The sequence below is a fragment of the Kitasatospora sp. NPDC048298 genome (genome assembly GCF_043201465.1).
Lineage (GTDB): Bacteria > Actinomycetota > Actinomycetes > Streptomycetales > Streptomycetaceae > Kitasatospora.
The window spans coordinates 1-15,243 of record NZ_JBICYZ010000081.1 but is presented as its reverse complement, the minus strand read 5'-3'; the positions used below and the strand labels follow the sequence as shown (position 1 = coordinate 15,243).

Sequence of the window (15,243 nt, the reverse complement as noted above, 5' to 3'; positions counted from 1 at the left end):
TCAGCGCAGGTACGCGACCCGCCAGACCGCGAGCGCGCAGGCGGCCACCGCGATCAGGGTGTAGACCACGATGGCCTTCCAGCCGGCCCGTTGCCCGGAGCCCCGGCGCGGCAGCCCCGGCCACTTGTAGCCGGCGTGCCGGGCGGCCATCGCGCCCCAGCCCATCGAGGCGGCGGTGAGCAGCAGCCCGAGCATCCCGACCATGGTGGCGCGGGCCCCGGCCGAGCCGAAGGCGAGCGGGAAGGCGAACATCAGCGAGCCGAGGGTGCCCAGCAGGGCGATCGGCAGGGTCTGCCACCAGCGCAGCCGGCGCAGCGGGCGGATCTCCCGCTCGTGCACCGCGCCGCCGGGCGGGGTGCGGGTGTCCAGGGCGGGCACCGCGGCCGCGTAGGAGGTCGGCGCCTCCAGGCCGGTCAGCACGGGGAGGTCGCCCATCGTCGACTCGTCGAACTCCTCGGCCGGCGCGGTGACGCTTCCGCTCTGGCCGGAATCGGGGCCGGTACCCGTCGACACACGGCCTCCCCTGACAGTTCGACACGAGCGGACTCGCGGCCGGGCACGGTCGGCCCGTTCGGCCGACCCCTACGGCATCGATGATGGCATGTCCAGAGGGGCGTTCCGGGCCTGACCGGGGTCGACGGGTGATCCGTGGCCATCACGTGATCGGGCCGTGACCGCCGGTTCGTCCTGCACGGTCCCCTGCGCGCGCAGGTGCACCGCCGGATTGGCCAAAAACCCTTCCTACGCGGCCGGAACTCCCTGACGGCCGATCAGTTCGAGGGACTGTTCCAGCAGCTCGACGGGGTCGGTGCCGGCCGGTCGGGAGAGCCAGTTGATCCGGTCGTCGCGGCGGAACCAGGACTCCTGACGGCGGGCGAAGCGCTTGGTGGCCCGGACGGTCTCGGCCCGGGCCTCGTCCTCGGTGCACTCGCCGGCGAAGTGGTCGAGCACCTGCTGGTAGCCGAGCGCCCGGGAGGCGGTCCGCCCCTCCCGCAGCCCGGCCTTCTCCAGCTCCCGCACCTCGTCCAGCAGCCCGGCCTCCCACATCCGGTCGACCCGCAGGGCGATCCGCTCGTCCAGCTCGGGGCGCAACACGGCGACGCCGATCTGCACCGCCTGGTAGACGGCGGTGTTGCTCGGCAGGTTGGCGGTGAACGGCTGCCCGGTGATCTCGATGACCTCCAGGGCCCGGACGATCCGCCGGCCGTTGCCGGTGAGGATCGCCTCGGCGGCCGCCGGGTCCAGCTCGGCGAGCCGCCGGTGCAGCTCGTACGGGCCGGACTGCTCCAGCTCGGCCTCCAGCCGGGCCCGCACCGCCGGGTCGGTGCCCGGGAACTCCATCTCGTCGATCGCCGCCCGGACGTACAGCCCGGAGCCGCCGACCAGGACGGGCGTGCGGCCGGCGGCGAGCAGCCGGTCGATCTCGGCCCGGGCCAGCCGCTGGTACTCGGCGACGCTGGCGGCCTCGGTGACGTCCCAGATGTCCAGCAGGTGGTGCGGCACTCCCCCGCGCTCGGCCGTGGTGAGCTTGGCGGTGCCGATGTCCATGCCCCGGTACAGCTGCATCGAGTCGGTGTTGATCACCTCGCCGTCGAGACTGCGGGCGATGGCGACGGCCAGGTCGGACTTGCCGGCGGCGGTCGCGCCGACAACCGAGACGACATGCGGGGTACTGGAGCTGCTCACCGCTCCAGTCTCCCAAAACCGCCGGGTGACCGGAGACCGGGCCGCCACCCGCCCGCGGCTGCGCGACGATATGACTGTTTCCCGGAGACTTTCCGGCCGTTTCCCCGGTTGAGCCGGTTTTGCGAACGCTTTGCCGGGCCCGGACGTTGTCCGGGAAACAGCGGACGAAGGAGATCGCCATGGGCCTGATGGACAACCTCAAGGGCAAGGCCGAGGAACTCAAGGACAAGGCCAGCGAGTTCGCGGGCAAGCACAGCGACCAGATCGAGAAGGCCGTGGACAAGGCCGGCGGCGCGATCGACAAGGCGACCAAGGGCAAGTACAGCGACAAGATCGAGCACGGCGCGGGCAAGGCCAAGGGCGCGGTCGGCGACTTCGCCCACAAGCCGAAGCCGGGCGACGCGGAGCAGCCCCCGCAGTCCTGACCGGCCGTCCTGACCGGCCGTCCTGACCCGGCCGTTCCTGCCTCGCGGCCTGCCCGTCCCGGTCGGCTAGGACCAGGACGCCACGAAGTACCCGACCCCGTACGGCGCGTCCTGGTAGCCCAGCCGCCCGGTGAGGCCGGCGCCCTCCGCGGCACCGGCCAGCACCTGCCAGGGCGCCCGGCCGTCGGCCTTGAGTTCGGCGGCCAGGCCGGCGTCCAGGACGGCCAGGGCGGGCAGGTCGGCCGTGCCCAGGGCGGCGGCCAGGGCGGTGTCGAAGTCCTCGGCCCGCTCGTCCAGGTAGCCGGGCGCCTTCACCGAGCGGCAGGCGCTGCCGTCGCCGAGCACCAGCAGGGCGACCCGGTCGGCGAGGCCGGCCAGGCCCTGGCCGAGGCCGAGCATCCGGTCGGCGGGGGCGTCCGCGGGCACCGCGCAGGCGTGCGTCGGCAGGCTCACCCCGGCGCGCTCCAGGAGCCAGGCGCCGACGGTCAGCGAGGGCGCCAGCTCCGGCCCCTCGACCCGCTCGCCGGGCAGCTTGGCGACCAGCGGCACGCCGTAGCGGTGGAAGGAGCCGGCCCCGCCCTCGGTCCACACCTCGGCCACCGGCCCGGTGCCGACCACCACGACCAGCTGCGGGGCGGCCTCGACCAGCGCGGCCAGCGCCTCGTCGCAGGCCGCGCGCAGGCCGTCCAGCTCGGGCGCGGCCCCGGCGGCGACCTCGGGGACGAGCAGCGGCGGACAGGGGCACACGGCGGCGGCTACCAGCATGTGGATCACTCTAGCCGGGAAGCCGAACGGCCCGGCCGGAGCTGGGGAGCTCCGGCCGGGCCGTCAAGGACCGTGGCGTCAGTCGCCGCAGCAGGCCCCGCCCGCCGGCGCGGCGAGCGGCAGCTCGGCCGGGGCGCCGATCTTCGGCAGGCCCAGCATCACGCCGGCCGGCTTGGCGGCGGCCGCGGCCTGGCGCTTCTCCCAGGCGTCGCCGGCCCGGGTGCGGCGCACCGCGAGTGCCGGGCCCTCGGCGAGCAGGTGGTGCGGGGCGGCGTAGGTGATCTCGACGGTCACCATGTCGCCGGGGCGCACCGGCTCCTCCGGCTTGCCGAAGTGCACCAGCCGGTTGTCGGGCGCGCGACCGGAGAGCCGCCGGGTCTGGTCGTCCTTCTTGCCCTCGCCCTCGGCGACCAGGATCTCCAGGGTGCGTCCGACCTGCTTCTTGTTCTCCTCCCAGGAGATCTCCTCCTGGAGGGCGATCAGCCGGTCGTAGCGGGCCTGCACGACCTCCTTCGGCACCTGGTCCTCCATCTCCGCGGCGGGGGTGCCGGGGCGCTTGGAGTACTGGAAGGTGAAGGCGTTGGTGAAGCGGGCCTCGCGGACGGCGTGCATCGTCTCCTCGAAGTCCTCCTCGGTCTCGCCGGGGAAGCCCACGATGATGTCGGTGGAGATCGCCGCGTCCGGCATCGCCTCGCGGACCTTGCGGATGATCCCGAGGAAACGCTCCTGCCGGTAGGAGCGGCGCATCGCCTTGAGGACGCGGTCCGATCCCGACTGCAGCGGCATGTGCAGCTGGTGCATCACGTTCGGGGTCTCGGCCATCGCGGCGATCACGTCGTCGGTGAAGTCGCGCGGGTGCGGCGAGGTGAAGCGGATCCGCTCCAAGCCGTCGATCTGGCCGGCGGCGCGCAGCAGCTTGGAGAAGGCCTCGCGGTCGCCCAGGTCGGAGCCGTAGGCGTTGACGTTCTGGCCGAGCAGGGTCACCTCGATGACGCCCTCGTCCACCAGCGCCTCGATCTCGGCGAGGACGTCGCCGGGGCGGCGGTCCTCCTCCTTGCCGCGCAGCGCGGGGACGATGCAGAAGGTGCAGGTGTTGTTGCAGCCGACCGAGATGGCGACCCAGGCGGCGTACGCGGACTCGCGGCGGGTCGGCAGCGTGGAGGGGAAGGTCTCCAGCGACTCCAGGATCTCGACCTGGGCCTTGCGCTCGACCGCGGCCCGCTCCAGCAGCGCCGGCAGGTGGCCGATGTTGTGGGTGCCGAAGACCACGTCGACCCAGGGGGCGCGCTTGACGATGGTCTCGCGGTCCTTCTGCGCCAGGCAGCCGCCGACGGCGATCTGCATGCCCTTGTGGCGGGTCTTGACCGGCGCGAGCTGGCCGAGGTTGCCGTACAGCTTGTTGTCGGCGTTCTCGCGCACCGCGCAGGTGTTGAACACCACCAGGTCCGGGTCGCCCTCGGGCCCGGCCTTGACGTAGCCCGCGTCCTCCAGCAGGCCGGACAGCCGCTCGGAGTCGTGGACGTTCATCTGACAGCCGTGCGTGACGACCTTGTAGCTCTTCAATCCGCTCTCACCGCTCACCAGACCAGGGTACGGGCAGCGGCGAAGCGCTTTTCCCGGAGCTTCCACCCCCCGTTCCACTCCCGTTCGGCCGGAGCGCCTGGCAGTATCCCTGCATGGCCCCCACCACCCCGTCCCGTCTCGGCGCCGCCGTCCGCGCCGCGGCCCGCAGCCCGTTGTGGCGGACGGTGCTGGTGCTGGTACTGCTGGTGGCCGGGTTCGGCGGCTGGTGGCTGTCGGCGGGCCGCTCGCCCGGGTACCCGCGCGGCGAGGTCCGCTTCGCCACCGGGGTGCAGCGCGGCGTCTACGACCGGTACGGGCAGCTGCTCCAGGCGCACGTCTCCCGGGCGATGCCGGGCGTACGGCTGGCGCTGGACAACTCCGAGGGCTCGGTGGACAACCTCACCCGGGTGATCGACGGCCGGGACACCTTCGCGATAGCCACCGCCGACGCGGTCGCCGACTACCAGCGCCCCGGCAAGGAGAAGCTGCGGGCGATCGCCCGGCTGTACGACGACTACCTGCAGCTGATCGTCCCGGCCTCCTCGCCGGTGCGCCGCACCGCCGACCTCAAGGGCCTGCGGGTCGGCGTCGGCCTGCCGCAGTCCGGGGTGAACCTGGTGACCAAGCGGCTGCTGGCCACCGCCGGGCTGGACCCGGACCACGACATCGTCCCGGTGCCGAAGGGGATCGGCGAGGCCGCCGACGACCTGCGCGCGGGCAGGCTGGACGCCTTCTTCTGGTCCGGCGGCCTTCCCACCAGCGCGCTCACCGACCTCTCCGACCACTTCCCGATCCGGCTCGTGCCGCTGAGCGACCTCTCCGAGGCCCTTCACAACGCCGAGGGCGGCGGCACCGACGCCTACCGGGCGGCCACCATGCCCAAGGGCACCTACCCGAACGCCGAGCCCAAGGACGCCGTCGCCACGGTGGCCGTGCCCAACCTGCTGATCACCCGGGACGACGCGGACCCGGGCCTGGTCGAGGGCGTGACCCGCGCGGTGATCGACAGCCGGGACCAGATCGGCGCCCAGGTGCACGCCGCCCAGCTGGTCGACCTGCGCACCGCCGTCTACACCGACCCGCTCCCGCTGCACACCGGCGCGGCGCGCTACTACCGCTCGGTGAAGCCGTAGGGCCCGCCCACACGGCTCCGGCCCGCACCTCTCCGGCCCGCGCCTATCCGTCCTCGGCGGCTCCGGCCCGCGGCTGTCCGGCCCGCGCCTATCCGTCCTCGGCGGCTCCGGCCCGCACCTCTCCGGCCCGCGCCTATCCGTCCTCGGCGGCTCCGGCCCGCGGCTGTCCGGCTGCGGCTACTCCGGCCGCGACTACCCGGGCCGCGGCACCGCCAGCGTCACCGCCAGCCCGGTCGGCGTGACCGGCGCGAAGCCGAGCGAGCCGCCGCCGGCCGCCAGCAGGGTGCGGGCGATGGACAGCCCGAGCCCCGACCCGTCCACGTTCTGGTGCCGCGGGCTGCGCCAGAACCGGTCCCCGGCCCGGGACAGCTCGTCCTCGGTGAGGCCGGGCCCGGCGTCGGTGACGGTCACCGCGACCTCGTCCCGGCGCACCGCGACCCGCAGCCGCACCTCGCTGCCGGCCGGGCTGAACTTGAGCGCGTTGTCCAGCACGGCGTCCAGGGCCGAGCCGAAGCCGATCGGGTCGGCCATCCCGATCGCCCGCGCCGGGCCCTCCCAGCGCAGCCCGATCCCGCACTGTTCCGCCGTCGGCCGCCAGGCGTCCACCCGGGCCAGGGTGAGCTCGGCGAGGTCGGTGCGCTCCGGTTCGGGGCGGGCGTGCTCGGCCGTGGCCAGTCCGAGCAGGTCGTCCAGCACCCGGGCCAGCCGGGTGCCCTCCTCCCGTACGCCGCTGAGCTCCTCCTCGTGGCCCTCGGGCAGTTCCAGGCCGAGCAGCTCGACCCGCAGCAGCAGCGCCGACAGCGGGTTGCGCAGCTGGTGCGAGGCGTCCGCGACGAAGGCCTTCTGCTGGTCCATGGCGAGCACCACGTGGTCCGCCATCTCGTTGAACGAGCGGGCCAGCCGCTGGAGTTCGGGCGGTCCGCCGCCGGGGGCGACCCTGGCGGCCATCCGGCCGGTGGCGATGTCGTGGGTGGCCCGGTCCAGGGTGCGCACCGGGCGCAGCACCCACTCGGTGAGCCGGACGGCGAGCAGCACGGCGACGATCATCGCGGCGGCCTCGCCGCCGCCGATCACCAGCCACTGGTGCAGCACCCGGGTGCGCAGCGCCTCGGTCGGGGACTCGCTCAGCACCACCGCGACCACGTCGCCGTCGCGCACCACCGGGGCGGCGACGGTGATCGTCCGGTCCGGCGTCCAGGGCCAGACCTGCGGCGGGTTGTGGCTGCGCCGCCCGTCCAGCGCCTCCTGGAAGGCCTGGGCGCCCCAGCCGCCGGCGGGCACCCGCCAGTCCTTCGGGGCGGCGGCGATCGGCTGGCCGTCGCGCTGGAAGATGCCCAGGCGCACGCCGTACAGGTCGTGGTAGCGGCGGACCTCGGCCTCGATGGCGCGCTTGCGGCTGAGGTCGCCCGGGGCGGGTTCCGGGTCGCCCTTGCGGGCGGAGTCGGCGGCGCCGGAGGTGGGCAGGTCCTGGGCGAGGCGGGCGGCGTCGTCGAGCCGGTCGACGACCACCTTGGTCTGCTCGGCCGCCGCGACCGCCGCCGCGAGCGGCAGCCCCAGGGCGGCCAGGACGCAGAGCATGAGGGCGATCAGGATGCCGAGCAGGCGGGTGCGCACGTGCGGTCAGTGCTCCGCGGGTGCGGGCGGGGCGGGTTCGGTCGCGGGGGCCGTCGGACGGTCGGGGATCAGCCGGTAGCCGACCCCGCGCACGGCCTCGACCAGGCCGGGCAGCGCCAGCTTGTTGCGCAGCGAGCCGATGTGCACCTCCAGGGTGCGCCCGTTGCCCTCCCAGCCGCTGCGCCAGACCTCGCTGAAGATCTGCTCGCGCCGGTAGACCACGCCCGGGCTCTGGGCGAGCAGGGCGAGCAGGTCGAACTCCTTGCGGGTGAGCGGCACGTCGCGGCCGTCCACGCTGACCCGCCGGCGCTCCCGGTCGATCCGGATGCCGCGGGACTCCAGCGGGCCGCGCTGCTGGGGCACGGTGTCGGGCGTGGGCGCCGGCACCGCGGCGGGGGCGGCGCCGCGGCGGGCCACGGCGTGGATGCGGGCGAGCAGTTCGCCCATGTCGTACGGCTTGGTGACGTAGTCGTCGGCGCCCAGGTTGAGGCCGTGGATCCGGGAGCGGACGTCGGCGCGGGCGGTGACCATGATCACCGGAACGCCGCTGCCGGCCCTGATCCGGCTGCACACCTCGAAGCCGTCGCGGTCGGGCAGCCCGAGGTCGAGCAGCACCACGCGGTACGGCTCGTTGCCGTCCGGTACCAGGGCGTCCAGCGCCTCGTGCCCGCTGCGGGCGTGCCGGACCTGGAAGCCGTGCCGGCCCAGCACCGCGACCAGCGCGGCGGCCACGCGTTCGTCGTCCTCGACGAGCAGCAGTCGCATCCTGTTCTCCTCCTTCCCCCACGTGATCACCCGTGATCACCGGGCCGATCGTTCGGGTCCCGGTCCTGCGCAGTATGGGCCAGTGAACGGCCCGACGCCAGGCTCGACCGCGCACCGGGCTCGTGCGGAACGGGGAGCACCGGAACGGATTCCCGCTGTGACATGCCCCGTCGGCGCCCGCGCGAACAGCAGGTGGGCACCGTGTGGCCGTTTCGTGATCCTCAAGTTCCGCTCAGATCGGCTGACGGCGCGCGGCCGTGGCTTCTAAGGTCGGCCCACCGGGGGCTGCGGCTCCGCCGGCCGCGGCCCCCGGATTTCGTACCACCATTGCCTCCCAAGGGAGTTGAGACTTCTCGGGCAGGCGTGATTCGACGACAGAGGGAGCAGGCGCGATGACCGAGAGCCCGGTCGAGGACTCCACCCCCGCAGCCGCCCCACTGGTCGTGCTGAGCAACGTCAACAAGCACTACGGCGCGCTGCACGTGCTGCAGGACATCGATCTGCAGATCGGCCAGGGCGAGGTGGTCGTGCTGATCGGCCCGTCCGGCTCGGGCAAGTCGACGCTCTGCCGGACGATCAACCGGCTGGAGACGATCGACTCCGGCACGATCACCATCGACGGCCGCCCGCTGCCGGCCGAGGGCAGGGAACTGGCCCGGCTGCGCGCCGAGGTCGGGATGGTGTTCCAGAGCTTCAACCTGTTCGCGCACAAGACCGTGCTGGAGAACGTGGTCATCGGCCAGGTGAAGGTGCGCAAGGTGCCCCGCCCGCAGGCCGAGAAGACCGCCCGGGAGCTGCTGCAGCGGGTCGGCGTCGGCGCGCAGGCGGACAAGTACCCGGCCCAGCTCTCCGGCGGCCAGCAGCAGCGCGTGGCGATCGCCCGGGCACTGGCGATGAAGCCCAAGGTGATGCTCTTCGACGAGCCCACCTCGGCGCTGGACCCGGAGATGGTCAACGAGGTGCTGGAGGTCATGCGCCAGCTGGCCGCGGACGGCATGACGATGGTCGTGGTCACCCACGAGATGGGCTTCGCCCGCTCCGCCGCCAACCGCGTGCTGTTCATGGCCGACGGCAGGATCGTCGAGCAGAACACCCCGGACGCCTTCTTCACCGCGCCGCGCTCCGACCGCGCCAAGGACTTCCTCTCGAAGATCCTCCACCACTGACGCTTCGAGACCAGCGGGGCCACCTCCGGCATCGGCGCCGGAGGCCCTGCCCCGTGCCCGCCTTCCAGACGCCAGAGCCCGGTTGACACCGCGGCCCACCCCCAGGAGAACCTCATGAGGACTTCCCGCACCCTCGCCGTCGCGCTCTGTGCCGTCGCGCTCACCGCCACCGCCGCCTGCGGCAAGGACGGCAAGCCCGGCGCCACCGCCGCGAGCAGCGGCGCCGGCGCCCCGGCGCTGCCGAGCTACACCGTCAAGACCGACGTCAAGGTCGACTCCGCGATCCTCGCCGAGGCCAAGAAGCGCGGCCAGCTGATCATCGGCGCCAAGGCCGACCAGCCGAACCTCGGCTGGGAGGACGTGGCCAGCGGCGACCGCAGCGGCTTCGACATCGAGATCGCCAAGATGATCGCCGCCGACCTCGGCTTCACCCCGCAGCAGATCAAGTGGCAGACCCTGGTCTCCTCGCAGCGCGAGCCGGCCATCGCCAAGGGCCAGATCGACTTCTACGTCGGCACCTACAGCATCAACGACGAGCGCAAGAAGAGCGTCTCCTTCGCCGGCCCGTACTACATCGCCGGCCAGGACCTGCTGGTGAAGGCCGACAACACCTCGATCACCGGCCCGGAGAGCACCGGCGGCAAGAACGTCTGCACCGCCACCGGCTCGACCTCGATCAAGAACATCCAGCAGTACAACCCGAAGGTCACCCAGTTCGACACCTACTCGGCCTGCGTCGAGAAGCTGATGTCCGGCGAGGTCGACGCGGTCACCACCGACGACGCGATCCTCAAGGGCTACGCCTCCAAGTACGCCCCCAAGCTCAAGGTGGTCGGCAAGCCGTTCACCAAGGAGAACTACGGCGTCGGCCTCAACAAGGACGACAAGGCCCTGCGCGACGCGATCAGCGACGCCCTCAAGGCCCACGAGGACAACGGCGACTGGAAGAAGGCCTACGACGCCACCCTGGGCGCCTCCGGCTCCCCGGCGCCCGAGGTCCCGGCCCTCGAGCGCTACTGATCCGCCCGCCGTACGTCGGTTTCCCGACCATGAGTTGAGAGGAGGGCCGCCGGATGGGGTTCCTGTTCGAGGACGACAACTTCGCGTTGTTCCGCGACGGCTTCCTACAGACGATCGAGGTGAGCGCGCTCAGCGCGCTGCTCGCCCTGCTGCTGGGCACCCTGCTGGCGGCCTTCCGGGTCTCCCCGGTGCCGGTCCTGCGCGCCTTCGGCACCACCTGGGTGACGCTCTTCCGCAACACCCCGCTGACCCTGCTGTTCTTCGCCGTCACCTTCGGGCTGCCGCCGCTGGGCGTGCACTTCAGCCACCTGGCGTTCGCGGTGCTGGCACTCGGCGGGTACACCGCCTCGTTCGTCTGCGAGGTGATCCGCTCCGGCATCAACACCGTGCCGCTCGGCCAGGCGGAGGCCGCCCGCAGCCTCGGCATGGGCTTCGGCCAGACCCTCACCCTGGTCGTCCTGCCGCAGGCCGCCCGGACCGTCCTGGGCCCGATGAGCAGCGTGTTCATCGCCCTGCCGAGGAACTCGGCGATCGCCGGCGCGTTCAGCGTCCCCGAGCTGTACAGCGCCCAGCAGACCTTCTCCGAGCGCGGCTACTCGATCTTCGCCATCTTCTTCTGGGTGGCCTGCGCCTACCTGCTGATCAGCGCGACGATCGCCACGCTCTTCCGCTTCCTGGAATCCCGACTGGCGGTGGCCCGATGAGTATTTTCCAGCGGCAAGCTTCCGCCAGCGTCCTCTACGACACCCCCGGCCCGAAGGCCCGCACCCGCAACCGCGCGCTCGGCGTCCTCGCGGTGCTCGCCATCGCGGGACTCCTCTGGTACGTCTTCGGCGCGCTGAACGACAACGGCCAGTTCGACCCCGGACTCTGGGACGCCTTCCAGTACACCTACGTCCAGCAGCAGATCGTGGACGGCCTGCTGTCCACCCTGGAGGCCTTCGGGCTGGCCGCGGCGTTCTCGCTCACCCTGGGCGCCCTGCTGGCGGCCGGTCAGCTCTCCGACCACCGGCCGGTCCGCTGGGTCTGCACGGCCTTCACCCAGTTCTTCCGGGCGATGCCGCTGCTGATCCTGATCGTCGGGCTCTACTACGCCTTCTTCGCCCAGCAGCCGATGTGGGCGCTGGTGCTCGGCCTCACCCTCTACAACGGGGCGGTCCAGGCCGAGATCATCCGCAGCGGCGTCAACGCCGTCCCGCGCGGCCAGGGCGAGGCGGCGTACGGGCTCGGCATGCGCAAGACCCAGGTGATGACGTCGATCCTGGTGCCGCAGGCCGTCCGCTCGATGCTGCCCTCGATGATCGGCCAGCTGGTCGTCACCCTCAAGGACACCTCGCTCGGCTTCATCATCACCTACCACGAGCTGCTGTTCGTCGGAAAGGCCCTCGCCAGCCAGCCGATCAACGCCGCGGGCTTCCCCTACATCCCCGTGGTGCTCGTGATCGGCCCGATCTACATCGCGATGTGCCTGCTGTTGACCGCGCTCGCACGCTGGATCGAAGCACGCGGCCGTCGCGGCGCGAACCGGCGCACTTCGGCTTCTGCTTGACGGACACGCAGGTGAACTGTTGCATTGCTCTTCGTGACACCTCCCGGGAGCATCCACACGGCATATGCGGCAGCGGTAACTGACGCCGGCCGATCGGCCGGTTCGTGCCCGGAGGTTCCCTCATGGACCCGGTGATCGTGGTCGGGGCCGGACCGGTCGGTCTGGCCCTGGCCCTCGCCCTGGCCCGGCACGAGGTGCCCACCATCGTCCTGGACGAGGGCTCCGGGCTCTGCCCCGAAGGCCCCCGCAGCCTCGTGCTCGGCGCCGACACCGCCGCCTTCCTGACCCGGATCGGCTACCCGCGGGCCGTCTCGGACTCCGCGCTGTGGGACTCCTTCGCCGTCTGGCGCCGCCGCCAGGAGGTGCTGCGGATCGACCTCACCGACTCGCCCACCTTCCACCTGCCCCAGCACCGCCTCCAGCGCGGGCTGCGCGACGCCCTGAGCGGCACCCCGCTGATCCGGCTGGTCCCGCTCAACCGGGTCGTCGAACTCGAACAGGACCGGGACGGCGTCAGCATCCGCACCACGGGCACCCAGGACGGCTCCACGACCTGGTGGCGCGGCAGCCACCTGGTCGGCTGCGACGGCGCGAGGTCCAGCGTCCGCAAGCTCCTGAAGATCCGTTTCCCCGGCCGCCCGGCGGTCGACCGCAACGCCATCGCCACCGTCCGGGTCGACCTGCCCTTCGACGGCGCCCGGCTGCACCGCGAGCCCCCGTGGCGCGGCGACCGCGAGGCCTCCGCCCGCCCGCTGCCGGACGGCGTCTGGCGGCTCGACTGGCGGCTGCCCCCCGGCCGCCCCGCCGCCACCGAGACGGTGGACCCGCACGCCACCTGGCCCGGCATCGTCACCGGCGACACCCTGCTCAACCGGGTCACCTCCACCCTCACCGGCTGGTGCGGCGAGCTGCCCCGCTTCGAGCTGCTGGCCGCCGCCGACCACACCGCCCAGCAGCGGCTCGCCGCCCGCTTCCGGGTCGGCCGCTGCTTCCTGGCCGGCGACGCCGCCCACCTGCACGGCGCGCTCGGCATGCAGAACCTCGTGGACGGGCTGCGCGACGCCGACAACCTCGCCTGGCGGCTCGCCCTCGCCTGGCACCTCCACTCCGGCGGCCCACAGCCCGGCGGCGCCCTGCTGGACGGCTACGAGGCCGAGCGGCGCGGGGCGGTCGGCGCCCGGCTGCGCGCGGTCGACCAGTCCATGCCGCTGCTGCGCCCGCTGCGCGGCTGGCAGCAGACCCGGCGCTCACTGCTGGTCGGCGGCTTCCGCAAGCACGCCCCGCTGCTCGCCGACGGCCCGCTCGGCACCGGCCGGTTCGGCGGCGCGCCCGCCTACCCGGCGGCGCCCTCCGGCGTCCCCGGCCGGGTCCCGGCGCAGCGCGGCACGCGCGGCACCACCTCGCTCAGCGAGCTGCTGCCCGCCACCGCCCCCGGCGTGCTCGTCCCGGACCTGCCGGTGCTCGCCGACGACGGCACCCCCGACCACCTGCACGCCCGGCTCGGCACCGCCTTCCTGCTGCTGCTGGTCGCCCCCGGCACCGCCGTCTGGTCCTCCGAGCACTGGCTCGGCGCCGGCCTGATGCCCCGCCTCGCCGAGGTCGCCGCCGCGCTGCCCGTCCCCGCCGAGGTGCTGGTCACCGAGGACTACCCGGGCGCCGGTCCGCACACCGTCCTGCTGATCCGCCCGGACGGCCACCTGGTCGGCGTCACCCAGGGCGCCGTCGCCGAGGACCTCCTCGCCCTCGCCGACCGCGCCCGAGGCGGCCCGGCCACCCTCACTCCGGCCCCCGACCCGTCCGACCGGCCCGCGGCCCGGCAGGTGGACTCCCCGAGCCAGGGCGTCTCCTAGGAAGGCCGCCTAGCCGGCCACCGCCGTGGCCCGGCTCTCGCGGACCACCGTCACCCGGATCCGGCCCGGATAGGTCAGCTCGGTGGAGACCTGGCGGGCGACCTCGCGGGCGATCAGTTCCGCGCCGAGGTCGTCCACCGCGTCCGGACGGACCATCACCCGCACCTCCCGGCCGGCCTGCATCGCGTACACCTCGGCGACGCCCTCGTGCGAGCGCGCGATCTCCTCCAGCCGCGCCAGCCGCCGGACGTACAGCTCCAGCGACTCCTTGCGCGCGCCCGGCCGGCCGCCCGAGCAGCCGTCCGCGGCCTGGGTCAGCACGGCCGTCACGGTGCGCGGGTCGACCTCGTTGTGGTGGGCGGCGATCGCGTGCACGACCTCGGGGGACTCGTCGTACCGCCGGGCGAGCTCCGCGCCGATCGCGGCGTGGCTGCCCTCGGACTCGTGGGTGAGCGCCTTGCCGATGTCGTGCAGCAGCGCCGCGCGCCGCACCGGCTCCGGGTCCACCCCGAGTTCGGCGGCCATCATCCCGGCCAGGTGCGCGGACTCCAGCAGGTGCCCGAGCACGTTCTGCCCGTACGACGCCCGGTAGCGCAACGAGCCCAGGGTGCGGACGAGTTCGGGGTGCATCCCGCCGATCCTGGCCTCCAGCAGGGCGTCCTCGCCGGCCCGGACGCAGCGCTGTCCGACCTCCTCGCGGCTGCGCTCGTGCAGGTGCTCGATCCTGCTCGGGTGGATCCGGCCGTCCTCGACCAGTTGCTCCAGGGTGAGCCGGGCGGTCTCCCGGCGGACCGGGTCGAAGCAGGACAGCTGCACCGACGCGGGGGTGTCGTCGACGATCAGGTTCACGCCGGTGACCGCCTCGAAGGCACGGATGTTGCGGCCCTCGCGGCCGATGATCCGGCCCTTGATGTCCTCGTTCGGCAGCCGCAGGACGGTGACGACGCTCTCCGCGGTCTGCTCCGTCGCCAGCCGCTGGACCGCCCCGGCGACGATGTCCCGGGCCCGGCGCTCGCCCTCCTCCCTGGCCTCGCGCTCGATCTCCCGGACGGTGACGGCGGCCTCCCGCCGGGCCGATTCCGTGGCCTCCCGCAGGAGTTCGGCGCGGGCCTGCTCGGCGGAGAGCCCTGCGGCCCGTTCCAGCGCCGTCACCCGCCGGGTGACCAGCGCCTCGGCCTCGCCCCGGGAGCGCCCCAACTCGGCAGAGCGCTCCGCCAGTTCGTCCTCCCGGCGGCGCAGCCTGCGCAGTTCCTCGGCCAGGTCCTCCTCGCGGCGGGCGAGTTCGGCCCGCTGCCCGGCGGTCTGCTCCTCGGCCCACCGGCGGGCCCGCTCGGCCTCGGCCAGCGCGCCGCTCCGGGCCGCCCGGAGCCGTCTGACCGCCAGCCCGGCGGCCACCGCGAGCGTCAGCAGGAGCAGCGCGGCCGATCCGGCGACCGACACCAGCGAGCCACTCGGGCCGGTGCCCGCCGAGATCCCCATTGCCGCCCACTCCCCCGTCGCCGCACGGGGTGCCGTCCACAGGCCCCCCTGGCACTGAAGGCGAGGCTAGGTGGGGGTCACGAAACGGTCAAGAGTTGACCTGGTTCACTCCAAGACGCCTACAGAACTGCCACTAGTGTCCTGCGCCGGAGATCCATCGTTAGATCTTGCATGAGCTCTTCTCCGGACGCGCCGCTGCGTCGTCGAGGTCCCAAGTTGGAGCCACTG

The 15,243-nt window shown here is 73.3% G+C and carries 14 protein-coding genes; 7 read left to right on the top strand and 7 right to left on the bottom strand.

Annotated elements, in window-relative coordinates; translation table 11 throughout:
* Positions 1-513, bottom strand: coding sequence for a hypothetical protein (locus ACGF0D_RS37865; RefSeq protein WP_392883641.1), 513 nt, complete (start codon positions 511-513; stop codon positions 1-3).
* Between the two features lie 228 nt (positions 514-741).
* The gene (miaA, locus tag ACGF0D_RS37860) at positions 742-1,686 is read right to left on the bottom strand and encodes a tRNA (adenosine(37)-N6)-dimethylallyltransferase MiaA (protein WP_392924326.1); all 945 of its coding nucleotides are present in this window, start codon (positions 1,684-1,686) and stop codon (positions 742-744) included.
* Positions 1,687-1,865: 179 nt separating this feature from the next.
* Between miaA and ACGF0D_RS37855 the strand changes: the two genes are divergently transcribed.
* Positions 1,866-2,111: an antitoxin gene (locus ACGF0D_RS37855; RefSeq protein WP_392883639.1), complete on the top strand. Its 246-nt coding sequence runs from the start codon at positions 1,866-1,868 to the stop codon at positions 2,109-2,111.
* A 66-nt stretch (positions 2,112-2,177) separates the two neighbouring features.
* On the opposite strand, the gene ACGF0D_RS37850 is transcribed toward ACGF0D_RS37855, so the two are convergent.
* Entirely contained in the window at positions 2,178-2,876 is a 699-nt protein-coding gene (locus ACGF0D_RS37850; RefSeq protein ID WP_392924323.1) for a class III extradiol dioxygenase subunit B-like domain-containing protein, read from the bottom strand.
* A 78-nt stretch (positions 2,877-2,954) separates the two neighbouring features.
* The gene (miaB, locus tag ACGF0D_RS37845) at positions 2,955-4,457 is read right to left on the bottom strand and encodes a tRNA (N6-isopentenyl adenosine(37)-C2)-methylthiotransferase MiaB (protein WP_392924321.1); all 1,503 of its coding nucleotides are present in this window, start codon (positions 4,455-4,457) and stop codon (positions 2,955-2,957) included.
* A gap of 95 nt (positions 4,458-4,552) precedes the next feature.
* Here miaB and ACGF0D_RS37840 point away from each other — a divergent pair, with 95 nt between their 5' ends.
* Positions 4,553-5,572 carry a TAXI family TRAP transporter solute-binding subunit gene (locus ACGF0D_RS37840; RefSeq protein WP_392883635.1) on the top strand — a complete coding sequence of 340 codons (1,020 nt, stop codon included), beginning with the start codon at positions 4,553-4,555 and terminating at the stop codon, positions 5,570-5,572.
* A gap of 192 nt (positions 5,573-5,764) precedes the next feature.
* Here the strand turns inward: ACGF0D_RS37840 and ACGF0D_RS37835 are convergent, their stop codons facing one another.
* Positions 5,765-7,186, bottom strand: a complete 1,422-nt coding sequence (locus tag ACGF0D_RS37835) for a sensor histidine kinase (protein ID WP_392883633.1) — start codon at positions 7,184-7,186, stop codon at positions 5,765-5,767.
* 6 nt (positions 7,187-7,192) lie between these two features.
* The gene (locus ACGF0D_RS37830) at positions 7,193-7,951 is read right to left on the bottom strand and encodes a response regulator transcription factor (protein ID WP_392924318.1); all 759 of its coding nucleotides are present in this window, start codon (positions 7,949-7,951) and stop codon (positions 7,193-7,195) included.
* A 392-nt stretch (positions 7,952-8,343) separates the two neighbouring features.
* Here ACGF0D_RS37830 and ACGF0D_RS37825 point away from each other — a divergent pair, with 392 nt between their 5' ends.
* From ACGF0D_RS37825 to ACGF0D_RS37805, 5 genes are all read left to right on the top strand, one after another.
* The gene (locus tag ACGF0D_RS37825) at positions 8,344-9,117 is read left to right on the top strand and encodes an amino acid ABC transporter ATP-binding protein (RefSeq protein ID WP_392883629.1); all 774 of its coding nucleotides are present in this window, start codon (positions 8,344-8,346) and stop codon (positions 9,115-9,117) included.
* Positions 9,118-9,231: 114 nt separating this feature from the next.
* Positions 9,232-10,137, top strand: coding sequence for a glutamate ABC transporter substrate-binding protein (locus tag ACGF0D_RS37820; RefSeq protein WP_392883628.1), 906 nt, complete (start codon positions 9,232-9,234; stop codon positions 10,135-10,137).
* Between the two features lie 53 nt (positions 10,138-10,190).
* A complete protein-coding gene (locus ACGF0D_RS37815) occupies positions 10,191-10,841 on the top strand; it encodes an amino acid ABC transporter permease (RefSeq protein ID WP_392883626.1) in 651 nt (216 codons plus the stop codon).
* The gene (locus tag ACGF0D_RS37810; protein ID WP_392883625.1) at positions 10,838-11,686 is read left to right on the top strand and encodes an amino acid ABC transporter permease; all 849 of its coding nucleotides are present in this window, start codon (positions 10,838-10,840) and stop codon (positions 11,684-11,686) included. Before ACGF0D_RS37815 ends, ACGF0D_RS37810 begins: the two co-directional genes overlap by 4 nt.
* A gap of 122 nt (positions 11,687-11,808) precedes the next feature.
* On the top strand, positions 11,809-13,536 hold the full coding sequence (locus ACGF0D_RS37805; RefSeq protein WP_392883624.1) for an FAD-dependent monooxygenase: 1,728 nt from the start codon (positions 11,809-11,811) through the stop codon (positions 13,534-13,536).
* A gap of 9 nt (positions 13,537-13,545) precedes the next feature.
* On the opposite strand, the gene rny is transcribed toward ACGF0D_RS37805, so the two are convergent.
* Positions 13,546-15,015: a ribonuclease Y gene (gene rny / locus ACGF0D_RS37800; RefSeq protein WP_392924315.1), complete on the bottom strand. Its 1,470-nt coding sequence runs from the start codon at positions 15,013-15,015 to the stop codon at positions 13,546-13,548.
* Between the last annotated feature and the right edge of the window lie 228 nt (positions 15,016-15,243).

Excerpts from the sequence above, each read along its gene's own strand:
- ACGF0D_RS37830 (WP_392924318.1), bottom strand. The coding sequence starts at position 7,951 with ATGCGACTGCTGCTCGTCGAGGACGACGAACGCGTGGCCGCCGCGCTG.
- ACGF0D_RS37810 (WP_392883625.1), top strand. The coding sequence starts at position 10,838 with ATGAGTATTTTCCAGCGGCAAGCTTCCGCCAGCGTCCTCTACGACACC.
- ACGF0D_RS37840 (WP_392883635.1), top strand. The coding sequence starts at position 4,553 with ATGGCCCCCACCACCCCGTCCCGTCTCGGCGCCGCCGTCCGCGCCGCG.
- ACGF0D_RS37815 (WP_392883626.1), top strand. The coding sequence starts at position 10,191 with ATGGGGTTCCTGTTCGAGGACGACAACTTCGCGTTGTTCCGCGACGGC.
- ACGF0D_RS37855 (WP_392883639.1), top strand. The coding sequence starts at position 1,866 with ATGGGCCTGATGGACAACCTCAAGGGCAAGGCCGAGGAACTCAAGGAC.
- rny (WP_392924315.1), bottom strand. The coding sequence starts at position 15,015 with ATGGGGATCTCGGCGGGCACCGGCCCGAGTGGCTCGCTGGTGTCGGTC.
- ACGF0D_RS37805 (WP_392883624.1), top strand. The coding sequence starts at position 11,809 with ATGGACCCGGTGATCGTGGTCGGGGCCGGACCGGTCGGTCTGGCCCTG.
- ACGF0D_RS37850 (WP_392924323.1), bottom strand. The coding sequence starts at position 2,876 with ATGCTGGTAGCCGCCGCCGTGTGCCCCTGTCCGCCGCTGCTCGTCCCC.
- ACGF0D_RS37820 (WP_392883628.1), top strand. The coding sequence starts at position 9,232 with ATGAGGACTTCCCGCACCCTCGCCGTCGCGCTCTGTGCCGTCGCGCTC.
- ACGF0D_RS37825 (WP_392883629.1), top strand. The coding sequence starts at position 8,344 with ATGACCGAGAGCCCGGTCGAGGACTCCACCCCCGCAGCCGCCCCACTG.